Source organism: Candidatus Leptovillus gracilis, assembly GCA_016716065.1.
Taxonomy (GTDB): Bacteria; Chloroflexota; Anaerolineae; order Promineifilales; family Promineifilaceae; genus Leptovillus; species Leptovillus gracilis.
Genome location: JADJXA010000014.1, coordinates 67,098 through 93,718 on the forward strand (window position 1 = coordinate 67,098; position 26,621 = coordinate 93,718).

Annotated in this window: 21 protein-coding genes, 1 tRNA gene and 1 pseudogene; 14 read left to right on the forward strand and 9 right to left on the reverse strand. The window is 58.9% G+C overall.

Annotation, left to right across the window (positions count from 1 at the left end):
• Nucleotides 1-26: 26 nt before the first annotated feature.
• The 4 genes from IPM39_23710 to IPM39_23725 all read left to right on the forward strand — a co-directional run bounded on the left by IPM39_23710 (nt 27) and on the right by IPM39_23725 (nt 2,569).
• Entirely contained in the window at nt 27-551 is a 525-nt protein-coding gene (locus IPM39_23710) for a hypothetical protein (protein ID MBK8989040.1), read from the forward strand.
• An 81-nt stretch (nt 552-632) separates the two neighbouring features.
• Nucleotides 633-1,421, forward strand: coding sequence for an electron transfer flavoprotein subunit beta/FixA family protein (locus IPM39_23715; protein MBK8989041.1), 789 nt, complete (start codon nt 633-635; stop codon nt 1,419-1,421).
• Entirely contained in the window at nt 1,418-2,392 is a 975-nt protein-coding gene (locus tag IPM39_23720) for an electron transfer flavoprotein subunit alpha/FixB family protein (GenBank protein MBK8989042.1), read from the forward strand. The genes IPM39_23715 and IPM39_23720 overlap by 4 nt, the downstream gene beginning before the upstream one ends.
• 105 nt (nt 2,393-2,497) lie before the next feature.
• Nucleotides 2,498-2,569 (forward strand) — tRNA-Arg (locus IPM39_23725).
• 23 nt (nt 2,570-2,592) lie between these two features.
• Here the strand turns inward: IPM39_23725 and IPM39_23730 are convergent.
• The gene (locus IPM39_23730) at nt 2,593-2,802 is read right to left on the reverse strand and encodes a hypothetical protein (protein ID MBK8989043.1); all 210 of its coding nucleotides are present in this window, start codon (nt 2,800-2,802) and stop codon (nt 2,593-2,595) included.
• 165 nt (nt 2,803-2,967) lie between these two features.
• Here IPM39_23730 and IPM39_23735 point away from each other — a divergent pair, with 165 nt between their 5' ends.
• The 10 genes and pseudogenes from IPM39_23735 to IPM39_23780 all read left to right on the forward strand — a co-directional run bounded on the left by IPM39_23735 (nt 2,968) and on the right by IPM39_23780 (nt 18,916).
• Nucleotides 2,968-4,608 (forward strand): acyl-CoA dehydrogenase family protein, encoded by a 1,641-nt coding sequence (locus IPM39_23735; protein MBK8989044.1) that lies wholly within the window; start codon nt 2,968-2,970, stop codon nt 4,606-4,608.
• Nucleotides 4,609-4,659: 51 nt separating this feature from the next.
• Complete coding sequence (locus IPM39_23740; GenBank protein MBK8989045.1) at nt 4,660-7,467, forward strand: type I polyketide synthase; 2,808 nt, start codon at nt 4,660-4,662, stop codon at nt 7,465-7,467.
• Between the two features lie 68 nt (nt 7,468-7,535).
• Nucleotides 7,536-10,009, forward strand: a pseudogene (locus IPM39_23745) (hypothetical protein).
• A gap of 26 nt (nt 10,010-10,035) precedes the next feature.
• Entirely contained in the window at nt 10,036-13,503 is a 3,468-nt protein-coding gene (locus IPM39_23750; protein MBK8989046.1) for an SDR family NAD(P)-dependent oxidoreductase, read from the forward strand.
• 87 nt (nt 13,504-13,590) lie between these two features.
• The gene (locus IPM39_23755; protein MBK8989047.1) at nt 13,591-14,355 is read left to right on the forward strand and encodes a 4'-phosphopantetheinyl transferase superfamily protein; all 765 of its coding nucleotides are present in this window, start codon (nt 13,591-13,593) and stop codon (nt 14,353-14,355) included.
• A gap of 74 nt (nt 14,356-14,429) precedes the next feature.
• Nucleotides 14,430-15,965, forward strand: a complete 1,536-nt coding sequence (locus IPM39_23760; GenBank protein MBK8989048.1) for an acyl-CoA carboxylase subunit beta — start codon at nt 14,430-14,432, stop codon at nt 15,963-15,965.
• Nucleotides 15,966-16,047: 82 nt separating this feature from the next.
• Nucleotides 16,048-17,526, forward strand: a complete 1,479-nt coding sequence (locus IPM39_23765; protein ID MBK8989049.1) for a biotin carboxylase — start codon at nt 16,048-16,050, stop codon at nt 17,524-17,526.
• A 41-nt stretch (nt 17,527-17,567) separates the two neighbouring features.
• Nucleotides 17,568-18,068 carry a biotin/lipoyl-binding protein gene (locus IPM39_23770; protein ID MBK8989050.1) on the forward strand — a complete coding sequence of 167 codons (501 nt, stop codon included), beginning with the start codon at nt 17,568-17,570 and terminating at the stop codon, nt 18,066-18,068.
• Between the two features lie 222 nt (nt 18,069-18,290).
• Nucleotides 18,291-18,542, forward strand: coding sequence for a type II toxin-antitoxin system RelE/ParE family toxin (locus IPM39_23775; protein ID MBK8989051.1), 252 nt, complete (start codon nt 18,291-18,293; stop codon nt 18,540-18,542).
• A gap of 2 nt (nt 18,543-18,544) precedes the next feature.
• The gene (locus IPM39_23780; GenBank protein MBK8989052.1) at nt 18,545-18,916 is read left to right on the forward strand and encodes a helix-turn-helix transcriptional regulator; all 372 of its coding nucleotides are present in this window, start codon (nt 18,545-18,547) and stop codon (nt 18,914-18,916) included.
• Between the two features lie 16 nt (nt 18,917-18,932).
• Here IPM39_23780 and IPM39_23785 read toward each other — a convergent pair whose 3' ends face one another.
• The 8 genes from IPM39_23785 to IPM39_23820 form a co-directional block, all read right to left on the reverse strand.
• Entirely contained in the window at nt 18,933-20,951 is a 2,019-nt protein-coding gene (locus IPM39_23785; protein MBK8989053.1) for an acetyl-CoA carboxylase biotin carboxylase subunit, read from the reverse strand.
• A gap of 106 nt (nt 20,952-21,057) precedes the next feature.
• Nucleotides 21,058-21,444: a PIN domain-containing protein gene (locus tag IPM39_23790; protein ID MBK8989054.1), complete on the reverse strand. Its 387-nt coding sequence runs from the start codon at nt 21,442-21,444 to the stop codon at nt 21,058-21,060.
• Nucleotides 21,431-21,700, reverse strand: a complete 270-nt coding sequence (locus IPM39_23795) for a hypothetical protein (GenBank protein MBK8989055.1) — start codon at nt 21,698-21,700, stop codon at nt 21,431-21,433. Before IPM39_23795 ends, IPM39_23790 begins: the two co-directional genes overlap by 14 nt.
• A 27-nt stretch (nt 21,701-21,727) precedes the next feature.
• Nucleotides 21,728-22,690 (reverse strand): phosphotransferase, encoded by a 963-nt coding sequence (locus IPM39_23800; GenBank protein MBK8989056.1) that lies wholly within the window; start codon nt 22,688-22,690, stop codon nt 21,728-21,730.
• 85 nt (nt 22,691-22,775) lie between these two features.
• A complete protein-coding gene (locus tag IPM39_23805) occupies nt 22,776-23,567 on the reverse strand; it encodes an enoyl-CoA hydratase/isomerase family protein (protein ID MBK8989057.1) in 792 nt (263 codons plus the stop codon).
• Nucleotides 23,568-23,638: 71 nt separating this feature from the next.
• Nucleotides 23,639-24,802, reverse strand: a complete 1,164-nt coding sequence (locus tag IPM39_23810; protein ID MBK8989058.1) for an acyl-CoA dehydrogenase family protein — start codon at nt 24,800-24,802, stop codon at nt 23,639-23,641.
• Nucleotides 24,803-24,909: 107 nt separating this feature from the next.
• Entirely contained in the window at nt 24,910-25,287 is a 378-nt protein-coding gene (mscL, locus tag IPM39_23815; protein MBK8989059.1) for a large-conductance mechanosensitive channel protein MscL, read from the reverse strand.
• 108 nt (nt 25,288-25,395) lie between these two features.
• Nucleotides 25,396-26,412: a TIGR03617 family F420-dependent LLM class oxidoreductase gene (locus IPM39_23820; protein ID MBK8989060.1), complete on the reverse strand. Its 1,017-nt coding sequence runs from the start codon at nt 26,410-26,412 to the stop codon at nt 25,396-25,398.
• Nucleotides 26,413-26,621 lie beyond the last annotated feature (209 nt).

The window sequence follows — 26,621 nt, forward strand, 5'->3', positions numbered from 1 at the left end:
TGCTGCCCGACAACCACTATTTTAAGATGACAGACCGGACTCTAAAACTCAAACTACGTCCCGACGAAACCGTCCGCTTCCCCGGCTTATGCGTCCACTGCGCCCAACCGGGGGTCATGCCCATGCGCCTGCAAAAGCAGCACGGCCGTCTCACCCGTCAGATAGACGTACCGGTGTGCGCTGACTGCGCTCAGGAGTTGGCCCACAAATCTGGCGAAGAGGAGCGGTTGGAAAAACTGGGCTGGGTGGGAGCAGGGGCAACGGCCGTTACCCTGCTTCTCCTCGGGCTGCTGCTTACGCCGGCCGGGCTGGCCTTGTGGCTGCGTTTGTTGATTGGTTTGATTGTAGGCCTGGGGGTGGGAACGGCCGTACTCCGCCTCTCCCGCCATCTCGCCCGCCAAAAAGCCCTACCCGCCAAACAAGCCATCCGCCAATCTGCCCAGATCATCACCTTTTCCTGGCGCGCCACCACCTTTACGTTTACCAACGAGACGTTCTACGAGCGTTTTCGCGCATTAAATCAGCCATTGTTAATGGACTACGAATTGTGAATTGCGAATGTTGAAGGGCGAACGATTTCTGAACTTCACAATTCACAATTCACAATTCACAATTTATCTGGAGGTAGCTATATGAAGGTTGTCGTTTGTACCAAACAAACCCCCAGCACCACCGCCGATCTGACGGTTAAACCAGACGGCAGCGTGAGCTGGGACGATCCCGGTGGCAAGCCCAACGTGGTTAATCCCTGGGATGAGTATTCAATCGAGGAAGGTATCCGCCTGAAGGAAAATCATGGCGCATCCGACGTTATCGCCCTCACCATGGGCGGCGACGAAAGCCAGGAAGCCTTGAAGACGGCGCTGGCGATGGGGTGTACCGAAGCCATTTTGCTATCAGACGCAGCCTTCTCTGGCGCAGACAGTCTGGGCACGGCCAGGGTGCTGGCCGCCGCCATCCACAAAATTGGCGACGTGCAAGTGGCCCTGTTCGGTAAATCAGCCATTGATGGGGATACGGGGCAAACGGCCGTGCAAACCGCCCGCAAACTCGGCTGGACGCCGCTCACCTTTGTCTCGGCCATCACCGCCATCGGCGGCGGCCAGATCACCGTCGAACGCCTGCTCGATGATGGCAAAGAAACCGTCACCGCCTCCCTGCCCGTGGTCATCAGCACCGTCAAAGAGATCAACGAACCCCGCTACCCCTCCTTCATGGGCATCCGCAAAGCCAGCCGGGCCACCATCCCCACCTGGGGCGCCAGCGACTTGGGCGTTTCCAGCGTGGGCAGCAAGGTAGATTGGTCGCACGTCTACGCTTTGCCTGCCCGCGAAGGCAGCGTGGAAATCATCGAGGGCGCCAACGCACAAGAGAAAGCGGCCAGGTTGGTCGCCAAGTTGTTTGAGGAGAAAGTGATATGAGCGGCGTATGGGTCTTCATCGAAAATAATCATGGCGAAATTGCCACAATTGCCAAAGAAGCATTGGCCGCGGCCCGCATTGTAGCCGATGGCTTAGGCGAAACCCTCACCGCCCTGGTGTTTGGGCACGACGTTGCCGCTGTTGCTGCAGCCGCCTTCGATTTAGGCGCGGACGCCGTCTTAGGCGCAGACGATGCAACTTTATCCCCCTTCCGCGTCGAAGCGGCGGGCGCATTGGCGGCCAAACTGGCCCAAGAACGCCAGCCCAGCGTCATCATCGCCGGGGCGTCCACTCGTGGCCGTGACCTGGCCGCCTGGGTCGCCGCCGACCTGGACGCCGGTCTGGTGGCCGATGGCACAGACCTGGCCGTGGACGGCGACCGGGTTAAAGTGACACGCCCGGTCTACGCCGGCAAGCTGCTCTCCACCGTCTTTGTGACGACGGGCACGCAAGTCATCACCTTGCGCAACCGTGCCTTCCCCCAGGCTGAGTCTACGGGCGGCAGCGGCAGCGCGGAATGGGTAAACACGGCCGTTAGCGAAGCCAACATCCCGGCTAAAGTCACCGGCTTTGCCGCCAAAGAAGGCGGCGTCAGCCTCACCGACGCCAGCATCATCGTCAGCGGCGGGCGCGGCGTGGGCGGGCCGGAGGGCTTCGCCCCAGTACGCGAACTGGCCAATACGTTAGGCGCGGCTCTGGGCGCTTCACGCGCGGCCGTAGACGCCGGTTGGATTCCTTACGAGCATCAGGTCGGCCAGACCGGTAAAACCGTCAGCCCAGACCTCTACATCGCCAATGGCATCAGCGGCGCCATCCAGCACCAGGCCGGTATGCGCGGCTCCAAAGTCATTGTCGCCATCAATAAAGACCCGGAAGCGCCTATCTTCAAGCTGGCGCGGTATGGCATCGTCGGCGATCTCTTTGAGGTACTGCCGGCGCTGTCGGCCGAATTCAAGAAAAAACTCAGTTAACATGTCCGTCAAACTCCAGGGGTTTGAGAAAACCCCTGGAGTTTCGTTTGTTTCTCGCCAGTTTGACATTTAGCCTCCCCTGTGGCAGAATCTCATCCGCATATTGCCCCTGTAGCTCAGAGGATAGAGCGTCGGCCTCCGAAGCCGGAAGCCCAGGTTCGAGTCCTGGCAGGGGCATTCCTAAAACAATGCGATTTAACTCAGGTATGGCTTTTTTGTGATTGATAAACCTTCTCCACAATTTGCCAGTCAATGTTGTTTTGAAGCAAGCCAGCCGTTACATTTGTACTATTTTTCACAAAGAATACATTACATTTGTCATTCTTCAGCACCAGTTGCTTGTAATACAATTCACTCAGTTTTGAGCCAAAATCAGAAATTCTAAACTCATGGGGAGCATCTTTAGACACGGTTTGTCTAGGGGTGCTTTTTGTTTGTATGGCTCTGCCGCCACTGTAGACACAGCGTTTAAGAAGGCGCACGTTCATACGATGATAGGCCAATACTGGTATTAACTGTCAGGGTGGACGCGCCGATTTGATAAAACAGACAGACCGTTATTTGAGGAGATTTGTATGGCCGGTTTAGATCAAGAGACCCGCGACATGATTCTGGATACACTGAAAAAGTATGCCGAGCGCAAACTAACGCCCGACTATTTGCTCAAATTGGATCATGAAGATCAGTTCCCGCACGAAGTTCTACAAGAATTGAATGATCCCTCCCAGCTAGGATTGCACCTTATTTTTATTCCTGAACAATACGAAGGTTTGGGTGGCGGCGCATACGACATTTACCGCGTCTCCGAGCTGATGGCTTCCATTGATCTGGGTGTGGCTACCGGGGTTCTGGCGACCTTTCTGGGTTCCGACCCAATTCGCGTGGGAGGTACAGCAGAACAAAAAGCACTCTGGATGGGGCGTATTGCCGAAGAAGCGCTGCTGATGGCTTATGGGGCCACCGAACCACAGGCCGGCAGCGATCTGGCAGCGTTGACCACCAAAGCTGTGCCGGTGGAAGAAAATGGCGCAGTTGTGGGCTATAAAATCAGCGGCCAAAAGCAGTGGATCAGCAACGGGGCAGTGGCCGACCTGTACACCATTTTGGCCCTGGCTCCCGGCGGTCCGACCTGGTTTGTGGTAGACAAAGACGCCCCCGGCTTCACCAAAGGCAAGCCGGAAGACAAACATGGCATTCGCGCCAGCAATACGGCCGCTCTCTTTCTGGAAGACGTATATGTGCCGGCCGACCGCTTGATCGGCGGTGTAGAAGGGCAGGGGTTGGCCCAGGCCCAGGCTGTTTTTGGCTACACCCGCCTGATGGTGGGCGCGTTTGGTATGGGCGCGGGCTGGGAAGCGCTGCGCCGCGCCATCCGCTACTCGCAGGAACGCATTCAGGGCGGCGCGCCCCTCAGTGAAAAACAGGGTTATACCCACAAGCTCATCGTGCCCAACGCCGTCCGGCTGGAAGCGGCTCGCAGCTACATCGAATGGGTCGCCGAACGGTTGGACGGCGAAGATGGTGGGCACGGGCTGCAAACAGAGGGGGCCATTGCCAAATACATGGCGACGGAAGCGGGCAACAAGGCGGCCGAAGACGCCATTCAGGCCCATGGCGGTTATGGCTATACCAAAGAATACATGGTGGAAAAAATTAAGCGCGATGTGCGCATTACCACCATTTACGAGGGCACGTCGGAAATTATGGAATGGACCATCGCCCGCGACCGTTGGCAGCTTCATCTGAAGTCGCGTATGGCCTTTTACAACGACTGGGCCGACCGTTTGGACGCTCTGCACAAAACGCAGCCCAACAATGGGGCCAATTACGCCGCACTGTCTCTGCGCGCCCTCTCGGTGATTTTGGAGCGCTGCCGCCTGGACCGGCTGACGCGGCAGCAGCATATGTTGTTCCGGCTGGGCGAGTTGATTGCCTATGCGGAAACGGCCGCTATCTTCGCCGAGCGTGTGGTGGACAAGCCAACCACAGCCATCAACCTGGACATCCCAGCGCGGCAGGCGTTGGCCCGCATTCACGGCCGTGACGCCGCTCTCAAAGTAGCCACCGACGGCCTGCGTTGGGCCATCGGCGCGGGACAAACCGATCCCAACCTGGCAAATTCTTTGAACCTGCCGGGTATTTATCAGGCGCAAACCGGCTTGCTGGAAGACATGGACCAGGCAGCCGAAGCGCTAAACAAAGCATTTAAATTGTGAATTGTGAACGGTGAATGATGAATTGTGAATGTCCTCCTCCAGGGGTGAAACATGGATTCAGCGGATAGAGCCATTGCGATTGTGGGATTAGGGGCTGTTTTGCCAGACGCGCCGAATGCGCCGGCTTTTTGGCAGAATATTGTGAACAAGCGGTACAGCATCACCGACGTGCCGCCGGAGCGGTGGGACCCGGCGTTTTATTACGACCCGGACCCGTATGCGCCAGACAAGACGTACAGCAAGATCGGCGGTTGGGTGCGCGGCTATCAATTTGATTGGAAGCAGTTCCGTATGCCGCCCAAAGTGGCGGCGGCAATGGACGAATCGCAGCAGTGGGCGGTGACGATTGCCGCCGAAGCGCTGGCCGATTATGGTTACCCGGAACGGCCGTTACCCACCGAGCGCACGGCCGTTATCCTGGGCACAGCCATGGGCGGCGAACTCCATTACATTACCCAAAACCGTATCGTCTTCCCCGAATTTGCCAACGCCTTACAAGCCTCGACTGCCTTTAACAATTTGTCAGCCGACCTGCGGCAACAAATCATCGCCGAATGGCACGGCGTCATTGACCAGCGCATCCCGGCCATTACCGAAGATTCCATGCCCGGCGAATTGGCGAACATCGTTTCCGGCCGTGTCGCCAACCTGCTGAACCTGCGCGGCCCTAACTTCATCACCGACGCCGCCTGTGCCTCCAGTTTCGCGGCCATCAAGGCGGCTATTGATATGTTGGCCGAACATCAAATAGATGCCGCCATTGGCGGCGGTGTAGACCGCAACATGGGCGCGCCCTCCTTCGTCAAATTCTGCAAAATCGGCGCCCTCAGCGCCACCGGCAGCCGGCCGTTTGGCGATGGCGCCGATGGCTTTGTGATGGGCGAAGGTGCGGGCGCGTTCCTGCTCAAGCGGCTGGCCGACGCTGAGCGCAGCGGCGACAAAATTTACGCCGTGATTCGCGGCGTAGGCGGCAGCAGCGACGGCAAAGGCAAAGGAATCACTGCCCCCAATCCCATCGGTCAGGAGTTAGCCATTGCCCGCGCCTGGGAAATCGCCGGGTTAGACCCGGCTACGGCCACACTGGTGGAAGCGCACGGTACGTCCACCCGCGTCGGCGATGTGGTGGAGGTGGAAAGCCTGGCGAAAGTGTTTGGCGGCGCAGCCCGCGGCAGCATCGCCATCGGTTCGGCCAAGAGCAACATCGGCCACCTGAAGGCCGGGGCGGGGGCGGCCGGTCTGTTGAAAGCGGCGCTGGCCGTCTACCACAAAATTTTGCCGCCCACCCTGAACGCCGAAAAAACCAACCCTAACATAGATTTCAGCCGCACGCCGTTTTACCCCAACCATGAGGCGCGGGAATGGGCTGCGCCCAACGGGACGCCGCGCCGCTGCGGCGTTAGCGCCTATGGTTTTGGCGGCACCAATTTCCATGTGGTTCTGGAGGAGTATATACCCGGCATGTTGGCACAAAAGAGCAAGGTGTTTGCCAGCACGGCCGTTCCCCAAACTACCACCGCCAGCAACGGCGCACCAGCCGCCGCAACGGCCCCGGTGCGTGGCATTTTTGCCCTGGGCGAGGCCACGCCGCTGGCCTTGCAACAAAAATTGGATGAAGCGCTGGAACGGGCGAAAAACGGCTGGACGCCACCAACGGCCGCTTTGCCAGACACGGCCGTGATCCAATCCGCCGAACGCCTCATCATTGATTACGGCGACCACGACGAGCTGCTGGACCGCCTGCACAAAGCGCGCAAAGTAATGAGCTTCGACAATCCGCAGGCCTGGAAAGCGATGCAAGCTCAGGGCATTTTCCGTGGCAGCGGACAACCTGCGGGCAAAATCGCCTTCCTTTTCCCCGGCCAGGGCAGCCAATATGTCAACATGGGGCGCGAGCTGGCCGAACTGTCGCCCACCGTCGCCAATGTATTTGCAGAAGCCGACGCGGTGATGAAACCCATCCTCGGCAAACCACTGACTGACTACATCTTTGTCAATTCCGCCGACCAGGGCGCAGTGATGCAGGCCAACTTCGACCTGATGCAAACCGAAATTTGCCAGCCGGCCATGCTGACGCTGGACATGGCGGTGATGGCGCTGTTGGCCGATTACGGCTTCAAACCAGATATGGTGATGGGTCATTCGCTGGGCGAATATGCCGCCCTCATCGCCGCCGGGATTATGCCCTTTGCCCATGCCCTGGAAGCGGCCGCAGCCCGCGGCAGCGAAATGGCGAACCTGGACGTGCCGGACAATGGCAAAATGGCCGCCGTTTTGGCCCCGTATGAGGTGGTCGAAGAGATTTTGCGCCAGATGGATGGCTACGTGGTCCCAGCCAACATCAACAGCAAAAGCCAATGCGTCATTGGCGGGGCGAGCACGGCCGTTGAACAAGCCGTCGCCCAATTTGAGGCCCAAGGCTACCGGGCCATGCTCATCCCCGTCAGCCACGCCTTCCACACCAGCATCGTCGCCCCGGCCAGCATCCCGCTGCGCCAGGTGCTAGACCGGCTGGACATCCGCCCGCCCACCTTGCCCCTGGTGGCGAATGTGACGGGGGAAGTGTACCCAACGGCCGTAAACGACATCAAAGACATTCTGCAAAAACAGATCGCCTCGCCCGTGCAGTGGGTGAAAGGCTTAGAGACGTTGTACGCCGAGGGCGTGCGTACCTTTGTCGAAGTTGGCCCCAAACGCGCCCTGCGCGGCTTCGTCAACGACATTTTTGGCGACAAAGAAGATGTCCTCGCTCTGATGACCAATCACCCCAAACAAGGCACGCTGCCAACGTTTAACCAGGCGCTCTGCGGCTTGTATGCCGCCGGGTATGGTGGGCAGGTGGCAGTGAAAGGGGGGAGTTGATAGTTGGTAGTGGGGAGTTGACAGTGAAGAGTGAACCGGCGGCAGCGCCAGAAGGCAGGAAAGAGGACATGAATCAAAACGGCACACCGGCCGGCAATCCGCCAGCCAATCTGGAAGCCTTGGGCCAGCTTTTGGCCCAGGCTCTCCAACAAACCAGCCAATCAACCAACACCGTCTACGACCGCAACGCCGTGCCTACCGGTTCGGTTATCATCAGCGGCACGGGATTGGGGCTGCCCGGCGCCGAAAAAGCGGTGATGGACCCCGACAACGCCCTGCGCATCCTGCAAGGCGAGCAGTTCGTAGACCTCATCCCGGAACGTTTCCGGAAGATGATGGTCAACAAGCGCATCACCCGCATTGTCAAAGCGGCCGATGGCTCTGGCAGCTTTGCCACCATAGACGACCCGTCGGAAGTGATTAAACTGGCCGGCCGCCCGGGCAGCTTCGACCTGGAAGCGGAATATGGCGTAGATGGCAAGCTGATCGAGGCGCTGGACATCACCAGCCAATTGGCAATGGCTGCCGGGCTGGATGCCTTGCGCGAAGCGGGTATCCCCCTGGCGATGACCTACAAAAAAACCACCACCGGCAAGTATCTGCCGCTGGATTGGAAGCTGCCAGAAGCCCTGCGCGACGAAACCGGCGTGATTTTTGCCAGCGCCTTCCCCGGCGGCGACCGTTTTGCCGACGAAATGACGCGCTATTACACGTTTATGAACCGGCGCAGCCAGTTGGAAGCCTTAGAAGATTTGCGCCGCTACACCACCGACGGCGGCACGATGGCCGAAATCAACCGGCGCATCGGCGAATTACGCGCCGAGTTAGAGCGGGAACCCTATGTCTTTGACCGCCGCTTTTTGTTCCGCATTTTGGCGATGGGGCACAGCCAGTTCGCCCAATACATTGGCGCGCGCGGCCCCAACACCCACGTCAATGCGGCCTGCGCCAGCACAGCGCAGGGCGTGGCCATGGCCGAGGATTGGATTCGCAACGGCCGTTGCCGCCGCGTCATCGTCTTGGGGGCGGATAATGTCACCGGCGATAACCTGATGGAGTGGGTGGGCGCCGGTTTCCTGGCCGTCGGCGCAGCCACCACCCAGGATCGGGTAGAAGAGGCGGCCCTGCCCTTCGATCTGCGCCGCCACGGCACCATCCTGGGCATGGGCGCCTGCGCCCTGGTGGTGGAAAGCGAAGACGCCGTGCGCGAGCGCGGGATGCGCGGCATTGTGGAACTGCTCAGCAGCGAAACCAGCAACAGCGCCTTCCACGGAACCCGGCTGGATGTAGACCACATCTCCCTGGTCATGAACAATCTGGTGACGGCCGCCGAGCGCCGCTTTGGCCTGAACCGTTACGCCATGGCTCCGCAAACCGTCTTCATGTCCCACGAAACATACACCCCGGCCCGTGGCGGCAGCGCTGCCGCCGAAGTAACGGCCCTGCGCCAAACCTTTGGCGACGCAGCCAACGAAATCATCATGGCGAATACCAAAGGCTTCACCGGCCACCCGATGGGCGTGGGTGTGGAAGACGTAATCGCCGTCAAAATTTTGGAATATGGCATTGTGCCGCCTGTGCCCAACTTTAAAGTGGTAGACCCCGACCTGGGACCGTTGAATTTAAGCCGTGGCGGCCGCTATCCGGTGCAGTACGCCATCCATCTGGCGGCCGGTTTTGGCTCGCAAATCGCCATGACCCTGACGCGGCGCATCCCCGGCGGCCTGGACCGCACCGACAACAAGCCGCTCTACCAGCGCTGGCTGGCCGACATCAGCGGCTACGATACAGCCGAGACAGAAGTGGTGCAGCGGGTACTGCGCATCAAGGCCGATGGCGCGCCGCCGCGCTCACCGGCCGCCAACCGCTGGCAGGTGGGCACAGGTCCCACGCTGCGCGCCCTGGCCGGCGACGGCGCGGCCACCGCACAGGCCCCGGCGCGTATGGCGCTGACGCCAACTGCCCCGGCGCCCCCCGTCGCCAACCGCCCGCCCCCGCCAATGCCCCGTCCGCAGCGGCTGCCAAAGTGGAGCCACCCGCACCCCTGCCCACACCCAAAATCGAACCCGCCCCCGAACCGGTGAAACCAATAGCCAGCAGCCAGCAGCCAGTGGTGAGTACGGCCGTCTCCCCCTCTCCCAGTCTCCCAGTCTCCCAGTCTCCTTCCACGGATTCCATCACCAGCCAGGTCCTCTCGCTGGTAGCCGCGCAAACCGGCTACCCCGAAGACATGCTGGACCTGGACCTGGACATGGAAGCCGACCTGGGTATTGACACGGTGAAGCAGGCGGAAACCTTTGCTGCCATCCGTGAAGAGTTTAGCATCCCGGCGCGCAGCGATTTGAATCTGCGGTCTTACAACACCCTGGAAAAAGTCGTCGGCTTCGTGAAGGAAATGCGGCCGGATTTGGCTGTTAGCTCTCAGCTGGAAACTGTGAACCAGCCGCCCGCAGGGAGTACGGCCGTCTCCCCCTCTCCCAGTCTCCCAGTCTCCCAGTCTCCTTCCACAGATTCCATTACCAGCCAGGTCTCTCCCTGGTAGCCGAGCAAACCGGCTACCCGGAGGACATGCTGGAGCTTGACCTGGACCTGGAAGCCGACCTGGGCATCGACACCGTGAAGCAGGCCGAAACCTTCGCCGCCATCCGCGAAGAGTTTAGCATCCCGGCGCGCAGCGATTTGAACCTGCGCGCCTACAACACCCTGGAAAAGGTGGTGGGCTTCGTCCGCGAAATGCGGCCGGATTTGGCAGCAAGCAGCGAATCGCCAGCAGCGAGCAGCGAGTCGCCAGTAGCAAGCGCCCCCGTCTCCCCCTCGCCCGCTCTCCCGCTCTCCCCCTCTTCCTCTGCTGATTCCATCGCCAGCCAGGTCCTCGCCCTGGTGGCCGAGCAAACGGGCTACCCGGAAGACATGCTGGAGATGGACCTGGACATGGAAGCCGACCTGGGCATTGACACGGTGAAACAGGCGGAAACTTTTGCCGCCATTCGGGAAACCTTTGCCATCCCGGCGCGCAGCGACCTGAACCTGCGCGCCTACAACACCCTGGAAAAGGTGGTAGGCTTCGTCCGCGAAATGCGACCGGATTTGGCAGCAAGCAGCGAATCGCCAGCAGCGAGCAGCGGATCGCCAGCAGCAAGCGCCCCCGTCTCCCCCTCGCCCGCTCTCCCGCTCTCCCCCTCTGCCAATTCCATCGCCAGCCAGGTCCTCGCCCTGGTGGCCGAGCAAACTGGCTACCCGGAAGACATGCTGGAACTGGACCTGGACATGGAAGCCGACCTGGGCATTGACACGGTGAAACAGGCGGAAACCTTCGCTGCTATCCGCCAAACCTTCGACATCCCGCGCCGCGACGACCTGAACCTGCGGGCTTACAACACCCTGGAACGGGTGATCGAGTTTGTGCGCGAAATGCGGCCGGATTTGGCTGTTGGCTCTCAGCCGGAAGTTGTTAGCCAGCCGCCAGCGGCGCAAGCCCTTGTCACCCCCCCACCGCAGCAACCGCAGGTTGCCCATCCCCTCGCCCCCACATCCGCCTACCGCCTGGAAGACGCCGACATGATGCCGCGCCGGGTGGCAACGGCCGTGTTACGGCCGTCGCTCGCCCTGTGCAAAGCCACCGGCGTGGTGTTAGATGAAACCAGCCGGGTCATGGTCGCCAGCGACGAAGGCGGCGTCGGCAAATCCCTCACCGGCCGTCTGCGCAAATTAGGCGTCACGGTGCTGAGCCTGGAAGCCAACAAAGCGACCGACCTGGTAGAAAAGCAGTTGGCAATCTGGCTGGCCGAGGGGCCGGTGCAGGGCGTCTATTGGCTGCCCGCGCTGGACGCAGAACCGGCCATCGACGAGATGGACCTGGCGACGTGGCGCGAGTTAAACCGCGTGCGCGTCAAGAATCTCTACGCCACCATGCGCGCCCTCTACGAAGCAGTCAACGCGCCGGGGACCTTCCTGGTGGCGGCGACGCGCATGGGCGGGCTGCATGGCTACGGGCCGGAAGGCGCGTCGGCTCCGTTGGGCGGCGGCGTGACCGGCTTCAGCAAAGCCTACAAACGAGAACGCCCCGACGTGTTGGTGAAGGCTGTGGACTTTGAAGCCAGCCGCAAAACGGCGCAGCCGGCCGACCTGCTCATCGCCGAAACCCTGAGCGACCCTGGCGTGGTGGAAGTGGGCTACGTGGACGATCAGCGTTTCACGGTGACATTTGTGGAAAAACCGGCGGCCGACGGTTCAACGGGTCTGGCCCTGGGCCGCGACACCGTGTTTGTGGTGACGGGCGCGGCCGGCGGCATTACCAGTGAAATCATCGCCGATCTGGCGGCCAACAGCGGCGGCGCGTTTTACCTGCTGGATTTGGTGGCCGAACCACGTCGGGACGACCGGCGTATCGCCCTGTTCCGCAGCGATAAAGAGGCGTTGAAGCAGGAGTTGATTGAGGAAATGAAAGCGGCCGGGGAGCGCCCCACACCGGCGGCCATCGAGAAAAAACTGATGACCATCGAGCGGGACGAGGCAGCGCTGCGAACCATCGAAACGGTAGAAGCGGCCGGCGGTGCGGCCCATTATCACAGCGTGAATTTGCTGGATGGGGCGGCGGTAACGGCCGTGATTGAAGATGTGCGCCAGCGATACGGCCGTATAGACGTGCTGGTCCACGCCGGCGGCATCGAAATCAGCAAAATTCTGCCGGACAAACCGGCCGAACAATTCAACCTGGTCTACGACATCAAAGCCGATGGCTTCTTTAGCTTGCTGAACGCCGCCAAAGGGCTGCCCATCGGCGCGACGGTGGTCTTTAGCTCGGTGGCCGGCCGCTTTGGCAACAACGGCCAGACCGACTACAGCGCCGCCAACGACCTGTTGTGCAAGCTTACCAGCAGCCTGCGTACCACCCGGCCAGACACCAAAGGCATCGCCATAGATTGGACGGCCTGGGGCGGCATCGGCATGGCTTCGCGCGGCTCGCTGCCCAAGATTATGGCAATGGCCGGGATAGACATGCTGCCGCCAGAGGCGGGCGTGCCAACCGTGCGCCGCGAACTGGTGGCCGGTGCCTTCAGGGGTGAGATTGTCGTGGGCGGCGCGCTGGGTATGATGGCCGCCGAGTATGACGAGACGGGCGGCCTGGATTTGGCGAAGGCAGAAGAGTTTTTAACGCAGAGGCGCAAAGGCGCAGAGTTACTGATGATTGGTGAGGTGAAAGCGGCGAAGTTGTATGGCGGGTTGCAGGTGGAGACGACGCTGGACCCGGCGGTGCAGCCATTTTTGTTTGACCATGCGCCAGACGAGGGCACGCCCTGGCTGCCCGGCGTGATGGCCACGGAAGCGCTGGCTGAGTTGGCGACGGTGTTGGTTCCGGGGTATGCAGTAACGGCCGTTACCGATGAACAGATGTCTGGCGCGTTTAAGTTCTTCCGCAACGAGCCGCGCACACTGCACCTGAACGCCATCATCAGCCCGGCCGGTGACGGGCAACTGGTGGCCGCGACTACCTTGCGCTCGATTACGCCACCGGCGCGGGAAGGCTTGCCGCAGCGCGAACAGCAGCACTTTGCCGCCAACGTCTGGCTGGCGACGGCCGCGCCGACGACGCCCGCCATCACCTTTACGCCGCCAGCGGTGGGCAGTTTGCCGACAACGGCGAGCGAGATTTACAAAGTGTTCTTCCACGGACCGGCCTATCAGGTGTTGGCCGGGGCCAAGGTGGAGGGGATGACGGCCGTTGGCCTGATGGCCGACAATCTGCCGCCCAACACCCATCCAGCCGACGCCAAAACGCTGCTGGCCCCGCGCCTGGTGGAGTTGTGCTTCCAACTGGCGGCGCTGTGGAACCTGGAAACGCAAAACGCGATGGGCTTCCCGCTCGGCTTTGCCTCTGTCACTGCCTATCGCCAGCCGGAAGAAGCGGCCGGACGGCGGTTGTATGCTCTGCTAAACACGGCCGATGGCGAACATTTCGATGTGCAGGTGGTGGACGAAACTGGTCAGGTCTACGTGGCTCTGCGGCAGTACCGCACCGTCGCCAGACCCGGCTAAATTGTGAATTGTGAATGAAGAATTGTGAATTGTGAAGTATCAGACAATTCACAATACAAACATCATAATTCAAACTTCACAATTCTCATGATTCATTGGCTGGTCCAATCTTCAGATCATTCACCAGACTTCCAGGTTGGCGCGCCGTTAGGCGGCGTGCTGCATCCTGGCGAGCAGGCCAAGTTGGCGACGCTGAAGACGGAGAAGCGGCGGCGGGACTGGCTGTTGGGCCGCTGGACGGCCAAGCGCCTGATTCAGAGCATTGTCCAGGAGCATCTGGCGCAGACGTTGGCGCTGCCAGCGATTGAAATACGCAACGGCAGCAAGGGCGACCCGGTTGTTAATGGTCAATTGTCAATGGTTAATGGTCAATGGTCCACCGACAACGGGCAGTCGTCTATTGACAATCTGCAGGCGTTTTTGACTTTGTCTATCAGCCATGCGCATGGTCATGCGTTTTGCGCGGTGGTGGAACGGCCGCATTGGCCCATTGGCGCGGATATTGAGTGGGTGGAGCAGCGCTCGCCGGTGTTTGTGGCCGATTATTTCACGGCGGCGGAGCAGGCGCTGGTGGCCCAGGCGGCCGATGAAGCGATGCGTGATGTGTTGGTAACGGCCGTGTGGAGCGCCAAAGAAGCGGTCTTAAAAGCGCTGCACCTGGGGTTGACGGTGGACACCTGTTCTGTGGAATGTCTGATTGAACCGGTGGCGCAACGGCCGTCTGCCTGGACGCCGTTTGTGGTGCGCTGCGATAACGGCCGTTTGCCCCAACCGGCTCCCCAGTTCAGCGGTTGGTGGCGCACCTGGGAAAATTTTGTGTTGACATTGGTGGTCGAGGAAGAGGGTGGATAGTTGGCTGAACGCCGGCCAACAAACAAATCTGTTAACAACTCCAAACGAGAGGAGCAGCTATTATGGTTCGAGAAATGGATGATTATCTACAGGATTTGCGTCAGCGGAAGACGATAGCTCTGGGCACAGAGGAAGAAGCTGAACGGCAGCACAGCAAAGGGCGACTGACGGCCCGCGAACGCATTGACCTGTTGTTTGACCCCGGCACGTTTGAGGAGATAGATTCGTTGGTGCTGCCCCGGTTTGAGACCTATCTGGGCGGAAAAGAGTCCCGCTATGGCGATGGCGTGGTGACCGGTTTCGGGTTGATAAACGGCCGTCACGTCTTCATCGCCGCCCAAGATGTCTCCGTCATGGGTGGGTCGTTGGGTGAAATGCACGCCAACAAAATCGTCAAAGCGATGCGCATGGCGCTGCAATATGGCGCACCCTTCATCGCCCTCAACGATTCCGGCGGCGCGCGCATCCAGGAAGGCGTGGACAGCCTCGGCGGCTACGCCCGTATCTTCGACGCCAACTGCGAAGCCTCTGGCGTGATTCCCCAACTCTCCCTCATCATGGGGCCGTGCGCTGGTGGCGCTGTTTACTCCCCTGCGCTCACCGATTTTGTGTTCATGACCCAAAACAGCTTCATGTTCATCACCGGCCCAGACGTGGTCAAATCAGTCATGCAAGAGAACGTCAGCCTGGAAGACCTGGGCGGCGGCCTGATCCACAGCCACGAAAGCGGCGTTTGCCACTTTCTTACCCCCGATGATCGCGCCTGCCTGAACCGCACACGGCAGCTTCTCAGCTATTTGCCCTCCAACAACAAAGAAGACCCGCCCTACATCCCGCCGGTAGATGATCCCAACCGGCGCTGCCCGGAACTGGAAACCATCGTCCCGACCGATCCCCATAAACCGTATGACGTGCATCAAGTCATTCATAGTATTGTAGATGATGGCGCATTTTTTGAAGTCCATCAGTTGTGGGCTGAGAATATGGTGGTTGGTTTTGCCCGGCTCAATGGCTGGGTGATCGGCATCGTCGCCAATCAGCCGATGGTTCTGGCGGGCTGCATAGACATCAAGGCCTCCATTAAGACGGCCCACTTCATTCGCATTTGCGACGCTTACAATATCCCAATCCTGACACTGCAAGATGTGCCCGGCTTCTTGCCCGGTACCGATCAGGAGTATGGCGGCATCATCCGCAATGGGGCGCGCATGATTTACGCTTACAGCGAGGCGACTGTGCCCAAGCTGATGGTTATTTTGCGTAAAAGTTATGGTGGCGCATACTGCGTGATGAGCAGCAAAGGGCTGCGCGGCGATTTGCTCTACGCCTGGCCCAATGCCGAGATCGCTGTGATGGGCGCGGAAGGGGCGGTGAACATCCTTTTCCGGCGCGAACTGAAGGCGGCGCAGGATTCCAAAGCGGAACGAGAGAAATTGGTAGACAACTACGAACGCAATTTCAACAATCCTTACGTCGCCGCGTCGCGGGGTCTGATTGACGAGGTGATCGAGCCAAAAGACACCCGACGCATCTTGATCCGCGCTCTGGAAGTCTCTTTGTCTAAACGCGAACGGCATGTGCCGCGGAAGCACGGGATTTCGCCGATGTAGTGGTGGGGAGTGGATAGTTGGGAGTTGGGAGTTGATAGTTGGTTAGCCCGCAAACTAACCAACCGACCAACGAGGAGCATGTATGTTCAAGAAGATTTTGATCGCCAATCGTGGCGAAATTGCGACCCGGATTATTATGACCTGCCGCGAGATGGGTTTGTATGCCATTGCGTTGTATGAGGCGCCAGACCAGGGTTCGCGGCATGTGCGTATTGCTGACGAATGTGTGTTATTGGATTCGCCCAGGGGATTTTTGGATCAGGAAGCAATTTTGCGTATTGCCCAGGAGGTTGGAGCTGAGGCAATCCACCCTGGTTATGGCTATCTGGCGGAAGAGCCAGATTTTGTGGCGGCGTGTGGGGCGGCGGGGATTGTGTTTGTGGGGCCGGGTACGGCCGTTTTGCACACCCTGCGCAATAAAATTGAAGCCCTGGCCAAAGCGCGCGCTGCCGGTTTCCCGGTGGTAGATTACGCGCCCGTCTCCTTCGATGAAGGAGATTTTAAGGCGCTAGAAGTAGCCGCGGAGATGATTGGTTATCCGCTGGTGGTGAAATCGTGCAGCGGCGGGCGTGGGTTGGCCGAGCGGCTGTTAAAAAGCCCCCTTTATTTGGAAGCAACGGTGGAGCGGGCGCAAATGGAGTCGCAGGCGCTGTATGGCAACCGGCGCGTCTATCTGGAGAAGGCGATCTTGCCCGCGCACCAGATTGGCGTGCAGATTTTGGCTGACAAACAAGGCAACATTATCCACCTGGGCGAGCGGGAAGGCTCGCTGCAATACAGCAGCCGCAAAGTGGTGGAGGAAGCCCCGGCGCCCTGCCTGACACAGGCTTTGCGCGAAAGAATCTGGGCAGCGGCCGTTGGCATTGCCCGGCTGTTCCATTATGAAAACGCCGGCACGGTGGAGTTTCTGGTGGATGGCGACGGGAACTTTTATTTTACCGAGATTAAAGCGCGTATTCAGGTGGAACATCCACTGACGGAGATGGTGACACGTCTGGACCTGGTGCGTGAACAAATTCGCATTGCGGCCGGCGAGCCGTTGGGACAGACGCAAGCCGATGTGCGGCTGGACGGATGGGCGATTTTGTGCCGGATTCATGCCGAGGACCCCTGGCGGCGGCTGCCCAGCCCTGGCCAGATGCGGCGGGTACGGCTGCCGGGCGGCCCTGAAGTGCGGGTGGATACCTACGTGTATTCAGAATGTGATGTCCCGGCCAAGTATGATTCGTTGATCGCCAAACTGACAGTTTGGGGTGAAGACCGGGAACAATGTCTGGCGCGGGTGCGGCGGGCAGTGGAAGATTTCCAGTTGGTGGGCACACCCACCAATCTGCCGCTGTTGCAGCATGTGTTGTGTTCGGAGGCGTTTGCACACGGCCGTTATGACACAAATCTACTTACCACCGAATTCACCTGTGAACCACAGCGCGAATCTTACTTTAGCGACCTGGCGGTGATTGCGGCCATGTTGTATGTGCGGCGCAACCAGATGTTCCGCCCCAGTGTGCCGCCACGCGCCTTAAACGCCTGGCATCAGGACAGCCGGAGATTGCCAGAGTAATAGCTGTTAGCTATGAGCTGCTGCCTGGAAGAGAGGGTTTGATGCATAAATTAGCCGTCACGATTGACGATCAGATGTATGAAATTGAAGCCAGTGTATTTCCGCAAAACGAAGAGACGTTTACGCTGAAGGTGAATGGGCAGCCGGTTACGGTGCGCATTCCAGAATTAGCAGCGGCGTTTTTGGAGATGGAGTGGATGGTGGTAGACGGCCGTCCGTATGAAGTAACTTTCCACCCTAAACTGGACTGGATTAAAGCCTATGGTGGTTTGCACACACTGGAAGTGCGCGATATGGTTGGCGCAGCCGTGCCGCCGGTTGGCAGCAGCGACGGCCGTGTCAAAGCGCCCATCCCCGGCCTGATCACCCGCGTCATGGTGAGCAAAGGACAAAACGTGGAAGTGGGTGAACCGCTGCTCATTCTGGAAGCGATGAAGATGGAAAATGAGATTCGCGCCCCACGCGCCGGGGTGGTTACGGCGCTGCCAGTGGAGATAAATCAGACGGTATTGCGCGAGCAGGTATTGGTGGAGATTGGGTAAACGGCCGTATACCGTATTCTGTTGGTTGTTATTTCCGCCTTTGGGCGGGTAACTTTTTGGCGACGATGCAGGCGTCACGGCCGTTTGGGAACGGCCGTGACGTTTTGCTTTTAGCCGTCATTCCATATCAAGATCAGCTTGTGGTTTGCAAATGGCCGATTGCGGTTTGCATTTTGCAATCGGCCATTTGAAATTTCGTTCCCGTTATGCTAACACAGTCTCGTGTACCGCATTGTTTTCACAAAGCAGGCTGACAAAACCTTAAGAAAGCTGCCTCGCCCGGCAGCACAGCTTCTTGCTGAAAAGCTGTCGTTGCTGGCGAAAAACCCCTACGCCAACCACAACAACGTCACTAAATTGCAGAATAGAGAGGGGTATCGCCTCCGGGTAGGCGACTGGCGAGTGATTTACGATGTAATAGACGACGAGTTGGTCGTCCTGGTGTTAAAAATCGGACCTCGTGGGAGTGTGTAGGAATGACTGTGCAAATCATTCAGAAAAACGAAGAACCGGAGTGGGCGGTGTTGCCCTATGAAACCTACTTGCAGTTAGTAGAAGATGCGCAGATGCTGCAAGATATTCTCGACTATGATGCGGCCAAAAGAGCTATCGCTCAGGGCGAAGAATTGATTCCAGGGGAAATTACTTTCGCCATTTTGGAGGGAGCCAACCCAACGAAAGTGTGGCGTGAATATCGTGGCCTGACGCAACAACAATTGGCCGTCGCCGCCGGTATCAGCAAATCTTACTTATCGCAAATCGAAACCGGCCAGCGGACTGGTTCGGTGGATGTGTTGTTGCAGATTGCCACAGCCCTGCGTGTAGACTTAGAAGACATTGTGTCGTAACGGCCGTTCTCCCCTCTTACTCCCCTTCGCCCACGTCCCGAATCTTCAACAACTGCGCCTCCGCCTCCACCGTGTCACCGGGGCGGAAATAAATCGCCTCGACAATGCCATCGGCGGCGGTGCGGATGGTGTGTTCCATCTTCATCGCTTCCAACTTCATCAACGGCTGCCCCTCCGTCACCCGGTCGCCCACCCGCACCAGCACAGCCAACACCGAGCCGGGCATCGGCGCGCGCAGCGAACCGCCGGCCTCGGCCGAAGGGTGGGGTTTGGGCAGCAAGGGCACGATTTCTAAATCCACCACCCCGGTGCGGGTGTGTACCCAGACCCGGCTGGCGGTGAGGATGAGGGGGAGGGTTTGGCGACGGCCGTTGACCGTTAGCGTCAGCATATCGTGTTCCGAATTCTGTATTCCGTAAGCCGTCATCCGTAATTCGTAATCCGTAGAAGAGTCGCCCATGTGGATTTTGGCCTGGAAACGATTCGCCTGCCGCGGCTGCGGCATAAGCTGCACCTCAACCACTTCACGGTTCACGACCAATGGATCACGGTTCACGGTATACCGATAACGCTGCGGCGCATTGGGATTGTTGCGCCAGAACGTCGTGCTGGTGACGGTTTGTGGCTGGCGAAGGGTTTGGGCGCTGGCGGCCGCCAGCAGGGCCAATTCCACATCGCCAGTGGGCGGCTGCCACTCCGCCAGATGTTGGCCGATGAAGCCGGTGTGTAGATCGCCGGATTGGAAGGCGGGGTGGCGCAAAATGTCTTGCAGAAAGGGGAGATTGGTTGTCAGACCCAGTAGGGTGGTGGTTTCCAGGGCGCGGAGCAGGCGGCGCACGGCCGCTGCCCGATCCTCTCCATGCGCAATCACCTTCGCCAGCATCGGGTCGTAATGGATGGAGACAGCGTCCTGCGGCAGCAGGCCGCTGTCCACACGCACGCCATCGCCAGTTGGCTCGCGCCAGAGCAAAATTTCACCCGTTACCGGCAGAAAGTCGTTGGCCGGGTTTTCGGCGTAGACGCGGGCTTCGATGGCGTGGCCGCGCAGCGTGATTTTCGCCTGCGTCAGCGGCAGCGGCTGGCCTTCGGCCACTTTAATCTGCCATTCTACCAAATCCAGCCCGGTGACCATTTCGGTGACGGGATGCTCCACTTGCAGGCGGGTGTTCATCTCCAAAAAGTAGAAATTGCCCGCGGCGTCTAGCAGCATTTCCACCGTCCCGGCGTTGGTGTACTGGACGGATTGGGCGGCAGCAACGGCCGTTGCCCCCATCCTTTCCCGCAGTTCTGGCGTGAGGGCCGGGGAGGGCGTCTCCTCAATGACTTTTTGATGGCGGCGTTGGATGGAACATTCCCGCTCGCCCAGATGGACAACATTGCCGTGTGTATCGCCCATCACCTGAAATTCGATATGGCGCGGCTGTACCAGCAGCTTTTCCAGCAGCAGTTCATCGGAGCCAAACGCCTGCTGCGCTTCGCGCCGGGCGGAAGCCAGGGCGTCGTCCAGATGAGCCGGGTCGGCCACGGCGCGCATCCCTTTGCCGCCGCCGCCGGCCGCTGCCTTCACCAATATCGGGTAGCCAATGCGCGCTGCTTCTTGTTGTAAACGGCCGTCGGACTGATCAGCGCCGCCATACCCGGGGACAGTCGGTACGCCTGCGGCCGTTACCAGCTCTTTGGCCGCCCGCTTGTTGCCCATCGCCGCCATCGCCGCCGGGGACGGGCCGATGAAGATCAGTCCGGCGTCGGCGACGGCCTGGGCGAAAGCCGCGTTTTCGGCCAGGAAGCCAAAGCCGGGGTGGATGGCGTCAGCCTGGGCGCGGTGGGCGGCGGCGATGATTTTGTCCATCGCCAGGTAGGATTCGCCGGCCGGGGCCGCGCCGATGTGGACGGCCTCGTCGGCCAGCCGGACGTGACGCGCCCCCTCATCGGCGTCGGAATAGACGGCGATGGTGCGAATGCCCAATTGGCGGCACGTGCGGATAATGCGGCAGGCGATTTCGCCGCGATTGGCGATGAGAATGGATGTAATCATGGATTCCCCCTTGAATGACAAAGTTGCTTTGCAGATAACTGATAAGCTTCTTTGGAGAAATTGATTGGTTGGTTAGTTGGAATCCAGCCAACTACCAAACAACGGTTTAAAGCCGATTGTATGGCTGGATGGTTTGCAAATTAGAAATGATCCGGTAATGTTTTTCGTTGAAGGTAACTAATGGAACGTCCAGACCAATGGCCGTTTCAGCAATCAGCGCATCCAAAAGCCCCAAACCGTTGCTCAAACGGAAATTGGAAAAATCAGCCAGGGCGCGAGCGCAATCGGTTTGGGTCGGCCAATAAAGTGGATACTGGCGCAGGCCATTCTCTATTCGCTGTTGCTCATCACGACGGCGACAACCCTGGATCAATTCCATGGCGACAAGCCCGGGCAAGGCAATCGGTACGACGGCCGCTTCCTGCAACCAGGCGAGGGCCGGGTGATAACGGCGCATCAAGTCAATCATGACATCGGTATCAAGTAGCAGCATGACCAGGATAGTTTCTATGCTCGGCCTGTCGTCGTAAATCACGGGCAAACGTCAGGCTGTCTTGGATGTCTTCACGCTCTTCCCAGACGCCGATTAATTCAGAGTGCAGCAAGTCGTCAGCCAGGACTGGCAAAGTAGAGGTAATCGGTCTTGTTTGTAAGTAGCCGATAAAGTCCAGCACTTCTTCCCAACGGCTCTCGTTCAGGTTCTCCAAAGCCTCTAGAATCTGCTTTTTTCTGATTTTTACGGTAGTCATATACTCCTCCAGGTGCGCCAGATGGCGTTACGCCGGGGCGATGAACGAGTAGCCCACGGGCACGTCGTTGCGGGCGAAGGTGCCGATGAGCCAGACACGGCGGATGGTGAGCAGGGGTGAGATGGCGGCGTGTTCGTTGTTGGATAACGGCCGTTGCGAATAATACCCGCCAAAAAAAGCATCCGTCAGGCTCTCGGAGATGTTGATCAGGTCGGTGTTTTGCAAGAAGGCGGCGATGTCGTAGGCGCGCCAGCCAGGGCCGCACAGGTCGAAGTTAAAGAACGTGGGCGACATATCGTCGGTGAAGAAGGTGTTGGTGCTGTGGAAATCACCGCCAATTGGCCCCCAGCCATCGGCTGTGTGTTCGGGATTGTTGATGATGTCCACAATTTCTTGCCGCGCTTCTTCAGCGGAAGTGATGAGCAAATCGAGATCATCCGCCTGGTCTTGGTTGTTGTCCCAGGCGCGTTTGATGCGGGCGATGGGACGATCTACCAGGAAGTCCAGGTCCATTTTCTGCCGTTCGTAAGGCGAGTGGTATTTATTGGAGACAACATGGATTTTTGCCATATGGGCGCCTAAAGTAAAGAGCTGTTCTTCGTTGTCCATCTTCATCGGCGCGCCGGGGGCAAAGCTGAAAAGGGCGTAGTAGCGCTGGCCTTCGGGGGCGTTGAGGCTGCCCAGGAAACGGCCGTCTCGCCGCCGAATCGGGTAAGACACTGGCAGTCCTTCTTCTCTCAGGAAGTTCAGCCAGTCCAGTTCATATTCATAATCCGATTCCTGACGGCGCAGGTGGTCGCCTAACTGGTAGACACGGACAACGTATTTACGGTCGCCGACCATCACTTTGTAATGATCGTTGTCCTGGGTACGCAGCATTTTGCTGAACAGTTTACAGGCGGCCACGCCACCTAAGTCGTATTCCTGGTTAATGAGTTCGGCCAGGGCCGGTCCGGCGACAAATGAACGAACGACGCGAATGTGTGACACTTGGGTTCCTCCGATTGTCAGTTGTCAGTATCCAGTGTTCAGTGTTCAGACTGAATACTGGGTACTGAACACTGATTACTGATTACTATTCCTCAATTCTCTCCACCCAGTTCGACGGCCGTTTCTTCATAAAAGCCAGCATCCCTTCCTGTCCTTCCGGGCTGGTGCGCAGGTGGTGGAGCAGTTGGACGCGGGCGACGGCCGTTTCCGCCGGGGGTTTTTCGCTAACGGTAAAGAGCAGCGCTTTGCAGGCAGCCAGGGCTTGCGGTGATGCCTGGAGGACCGCGTTGACCTGTTCCCGCACGGCTTCGTCTAGTGTATCAGGTTGCACGGCCGTCGTCACGAGGCCAACGGCGGCGGCTTCAACGCCACTCAGGCGCGCGCCGGTGAGCATAAGCTGGCGCGCCCGCGCCAACCCCACCCGCGCCACCACATAGGGCGAAATGACGGCCGGGACGAGTCCCAGGCGCACTTCGGGCAGCCCCAGGCTGGCGTCGGCGACGGCAATGGCGATGTCGGTGACGCAGATGAGACCGACGCCGCCACCCAGCACGCTGCCGTGGATTTTGGCGATGGTGACTTGCGGGGCGGTGGCAACGGCCATAAGCATCTCATCAAATACCCCCACGTAGGCCACCTGCGTCGCCTCATCCTCGGTGAAGCCGGCCTGCATCTCTTTGATGTCACCACCGGCGCAAAAGATACGGCCGTTGGCCCCAATCACCACCACCCGCACCGCCCGATCCTCACGGATAGACGCGAAATAATCGAATAAATCCTGCACCATCTGCCGGTTCATCGCATTCCGCGCCTCCGGCCGATTTAAGTTCACAAAGGCCACACTGCCTGTTTGCGTAATTTCCAGGGTTTCGTACATGGTTTAGTTGTTAGTTGGGAGTTGGGAGTTGTTAGTGAAGAAGTGGACTATCCACTAACAACTATCAACTATCAACTGCTCTTCTTACGGCGCGGCAACATATCCTCATACTTGGCGATGATGCCCAGCATGATTTCGTCTGCGCCGCCGCCGATGGACATGAGGCGGGCGTCGCGGAAGTAGCGGGCCATCGGGTATTCTTCCACGTAGCCCATGCCGCCGTGGAATTGCAGGCAGCTATCGGCCACCTCGCGGGAGAGACGGCCGCCTTTCAGTTTTGCCATCGAGACCTCTTTGGTCACGTCTTCCCCGGCGATGTAGAGGCGCACGCAGTGGTAGGCAAGCTGGCGCAGCGCCTCGACTTCTGTCAGCAATTCGGCGATGCGGAAGTGGATGTACTGGTTGTCAATGAGCGGCTGGCCGAACGTTTCCCGCTCGCGGCAGTAGGCGATGGTCTGGCGGATCATCTTTTCCATGCCGCTGACGCCCATGAGCGACCCCGCCAGCCGTTCGCGCTGGAACTGGCGCATTTGTAAGATAAAGCCCATGCCTTCCGGCCCAATCCGATACGCTTCCGGCACACGCACGTCGTCGAAGGCCAGAATGCCGGTGTCGCTGCTGCGGTGGCCTAATTTATCCAGCTTCTTGCTGACGCTGAAGCCGGGCAAAGCGGTAGGCACGATAAAGAGCGACATGCCGCGAAAGCCTCTCTCGTCGCTGGTACGGGCCAGCAGGCAGAGAAAATCGGCCTGCGTACCGTTGGTGATCCACATTTTGGAGCCGTTGATCAGGTAATCGCCGCCATCGCGCCGCGCCCAGGTTTTGATGGCCGCGACGTCGGAACCGGCGCCTGGTTCGCTGATGGCTACCGCTGAAACCAGATCGCCAGCGATGGCCGGAGCCAAAAATTCGCGCTTTAAGGCGTCGGAGCCATTCTCGGCCAGGGCGGGGGTGGCCATGTCGGTATGTACCGCAATGCCCAACGGCGGCCCGGCGGCATCGGCTCGGCCAATTTCCTCCAAGAGGATCGTTTGATACCAGTAATCCACCTCGCCGCCGCCATATTCTTCTGGATAGGTGAGGCCGAGCAGTCCCAGACTGCCCATTTTTTTGAACAACTCGTGGGCAGGGAAGATACCGGCCGTTTCCCATTCTTCGATGTGGGGGTTGATTTCGGTCTCGACAAATTTGCGCACCATCTGGCGGAACGCATCGTGTTCGGCGTTAAAATAAATAGATGACATAGGGACTCCCGGGTGAAGTATGAATTGTGAATGGTGAAGTGGGAAGTGGTTGGTTGGGTTGGTTAGTTGGTTAGTTTGTCTACCAACCAACCAACCAACTACTTCTTTTCTTTCAGTAAATCGCGGATTTCGGCCAACAGTTTTTCTTCGGCGGAGGGGGCCGGTGGGGCGGCGGGGGCGGCTTCTTCTTTCTTTTTGGCTTTGTTGGCGGCGCGGATGATGAGGAAAAGGGCGAAAGCGATGACCAGGAAGTTGATGATGGCCTGGATGAAGTTGCCATAGGTGAGCACGGCATCGCCAACTTGAATGGTGAGAGCCGAGAAGTTGACGCCACCTAACAGAATGCCGATGAGCGGCATAATCAGGTCGTCTACCAATGATTTGACGATGGCGCCAAATGCGCCGCCCAAAATGACGGCCACGGCCAGGTCAATCACGTTGCCTTTGCTAATAAATGTCTTGAATTCTTTTAACATCGTTCCTCCGTAAAAATTTATAGTAAAAGGAGACTGCATCAGGCGTGGCTAACCAGCCACCACGAATGAAACGGCGTAGAGTTGTCAAATCTTAGAGATTTGACAACTCTATTTTTTGAAGCCGGCGATGGTGGCCTGCCAGCCGGCGTCGTTTTCGCCGGGGGTGAAGGGCAGGTAGTAGCCGACGCGGTCGAGTAGATTGCCGTATTTGCGCCGGATGACGCCGGGCAGTTCCGCCCAGGTTCCGGTGACGGCCAGGGTGTCCAGGATGTCGTCGTTGATGAGGGTGGGCATGGCGGCCCACTGATTGCTGCGGGCCATCTGGCTGAGTTGGGTGGCTACGTCTTGCCAGCCGTGCAGGTCGGCGACGACGCGGTAGGCGGGCGTGCTGAGGTAAAAGGAGATTTGCTGTCTGGCGTAGGCTGCGGCCCAGGCGGCGTAGGTGGGATCGTCGGTGGGGATGGCGAACACGGCCGTTACCACCCCAAATTCCTCTCGCCCTTTCCCCCGTTTCGTCAGGCCCGCTTCAATGTGCGGCAGGGCAAATTCTTCAATGTAACGCACGCTGTGTAAGGCGTGCAGATGCACCCCATCACACTCTTCCCCGGCCAGTTGCAGCATTTGTTCGTTAACGGCCGAGACGTAGATGGGAATGTTCGGGTGGGCGATGGGGCCAGGGTTGAAAAAGGGCGTCATGAGCTGCAATTTGAAGAACTCGCCCACGTAGTCCAGCGGTTTGTCGTTTTGCCAGCAGTCCCAGAGGGTGCGAATGGCGCGAATGGTTTCGCGCATCTTCTTGATGGGCTTTTCCCACTTCACGCCATAGCGCAGCACGTTGTGGGCCTTCACTTGCGAACCGAGGCCGAGGATGAAACGGCCGTTACTAAACCGCGCCAGATCCCAGGCGATATAAGCCGTTGTCGCTGGACTGCGCGGGAAGGCCACCGCAATGGCCGTACCCAGGCTCATCTGCTGCGAATGTTCGGCGGCCAATGTCAGACCCAGGAAGGGATCGCCTTTGGTTTCGGCCAGCCAGAAGCCGTCGAAGCCCAACGATTCGGCCGCTTGCGTGTAGGCCGCCATCTGGCTCAACTCAAATGACAGTAAGGTGACGTCGAATTTCAACCTATGCCTCCTCAATGAAATATTTCGGATTGTGGATTTCGGACTGCGGATGGATCCGATTCCCTAGATGAAAGACCGGCGTGTGACCAATGGCCACTTCGAGTGATTAGTGTAATAGAGTTTTTTTCATTTGTCGAACGAGTGTTTGTGGGAATTTGGCTGCATTGGCAGAGCGGCTTAGATGATGCGACCTTGAAGATTAGCCCAAT

Coding starts and splice junctions, on each gene's coding strand:
- IPM39_23765 (MBK8989049.1), top strand. CDS start 16,048: ATGTTCAAGAAGATTTTGATCGCCAATCGTGGCGAAATTGCGACCCGG.
- IPM39_23715 (MBK8989041.1), top strand. CDS start 633: ATGAAGGTTGTCGTTTGTACCAAACAAACCCCCAGCACCACCGCCGAT.
- IPM39_23755 (MBK8989047.1), top strand. CDS start 13,591: ATGATTCATTGGCTGGTCCAATCTTCAGATCATTCACCAGACTTCCAG.
- IPM39_23805 (MBK8989057.1), bottom strand. CDS start 23,567: ATGTACGAAACCCTGGAAATTACGCAAACAGGCAGTGTGGCCTTTGTG.
- IPM39_23735 (MBK8989044.1), top strand. CDS start 2,968: ATGGCCGGTTTAGATCAAGAGACCCGCGACATGATTCTGGATACACTG.
- IPM39_23750 (MBK8989046.1), top strand. CDS start 10,036: ATGCTGGAGCTTGACCTGGACCTGGAAGCCGACCTGGGCATCGACACC.
- IPM39_23770 (MBK8989050.1), top strand. CDS start 17,568: ATGCATAAATTAGCCGTCACGATTGACGATCAGATGTATGAAATTGAA.
- IPM39_23760 (MBK8989048.1), top strand. CDS start 14,430: ATGGATGATTATCTACAGGATTTGCGTCAGCGGAAGACGATAGCTCTG.
- IPM39_23790 (MBK8989054.1), bottom strand. CDS start 21,444: ATGCTGCTACTTGATACCGATGTCATGATTGACTTGATGCGCCGTTAT.
- IPM39_23740 (MBK8989045.1), top strand. CDS start 4,660: ATGGATTCAGCGGATAGAGCCATTGCGATTGTGGGATTAGGGGCTGTT.
- IPM39_23780 (MBK8989052.1), top strand. CDS start 18,545: ATGACTGTGCAAATCATTCAGAAAAACGAAGAACCGGAGTGGGCGGTG.
- IPM39_23795 (MBK8989055.1), bottom strand. CDS start 21,700: ATGACTACCGTAAAAATCAGAAAAAAGCAGATTCTAGAGGCTTTGGAG.
- IPM39_23785 (MBK8989053.1), bottom strand. CDS start 20,951: ATGATTACATCCATTCTCATCGCCAATCGCGGCGAAATCGCCTGCCGC.
- mscL (MBK8989059.1), bottom strand. CDS start 25,287: ATGTTAAAAGAATTCAAGACATTTATTAGCAAAGGCAACGTGATTGAC.
- IPM39_23720 (MBK8989042.1), top strand. CDS start 1,418: ATGAGCGGCGTATGGGTCTTCATCGAAAATAATCATGGCGAAATTGCC.
- IPM39_23710 (MBK8989040.1), top strand. CDS start 27: ATGACAGACCGGACTCTAAAACTCAAACTACGTCCCGACGAAACCGTC.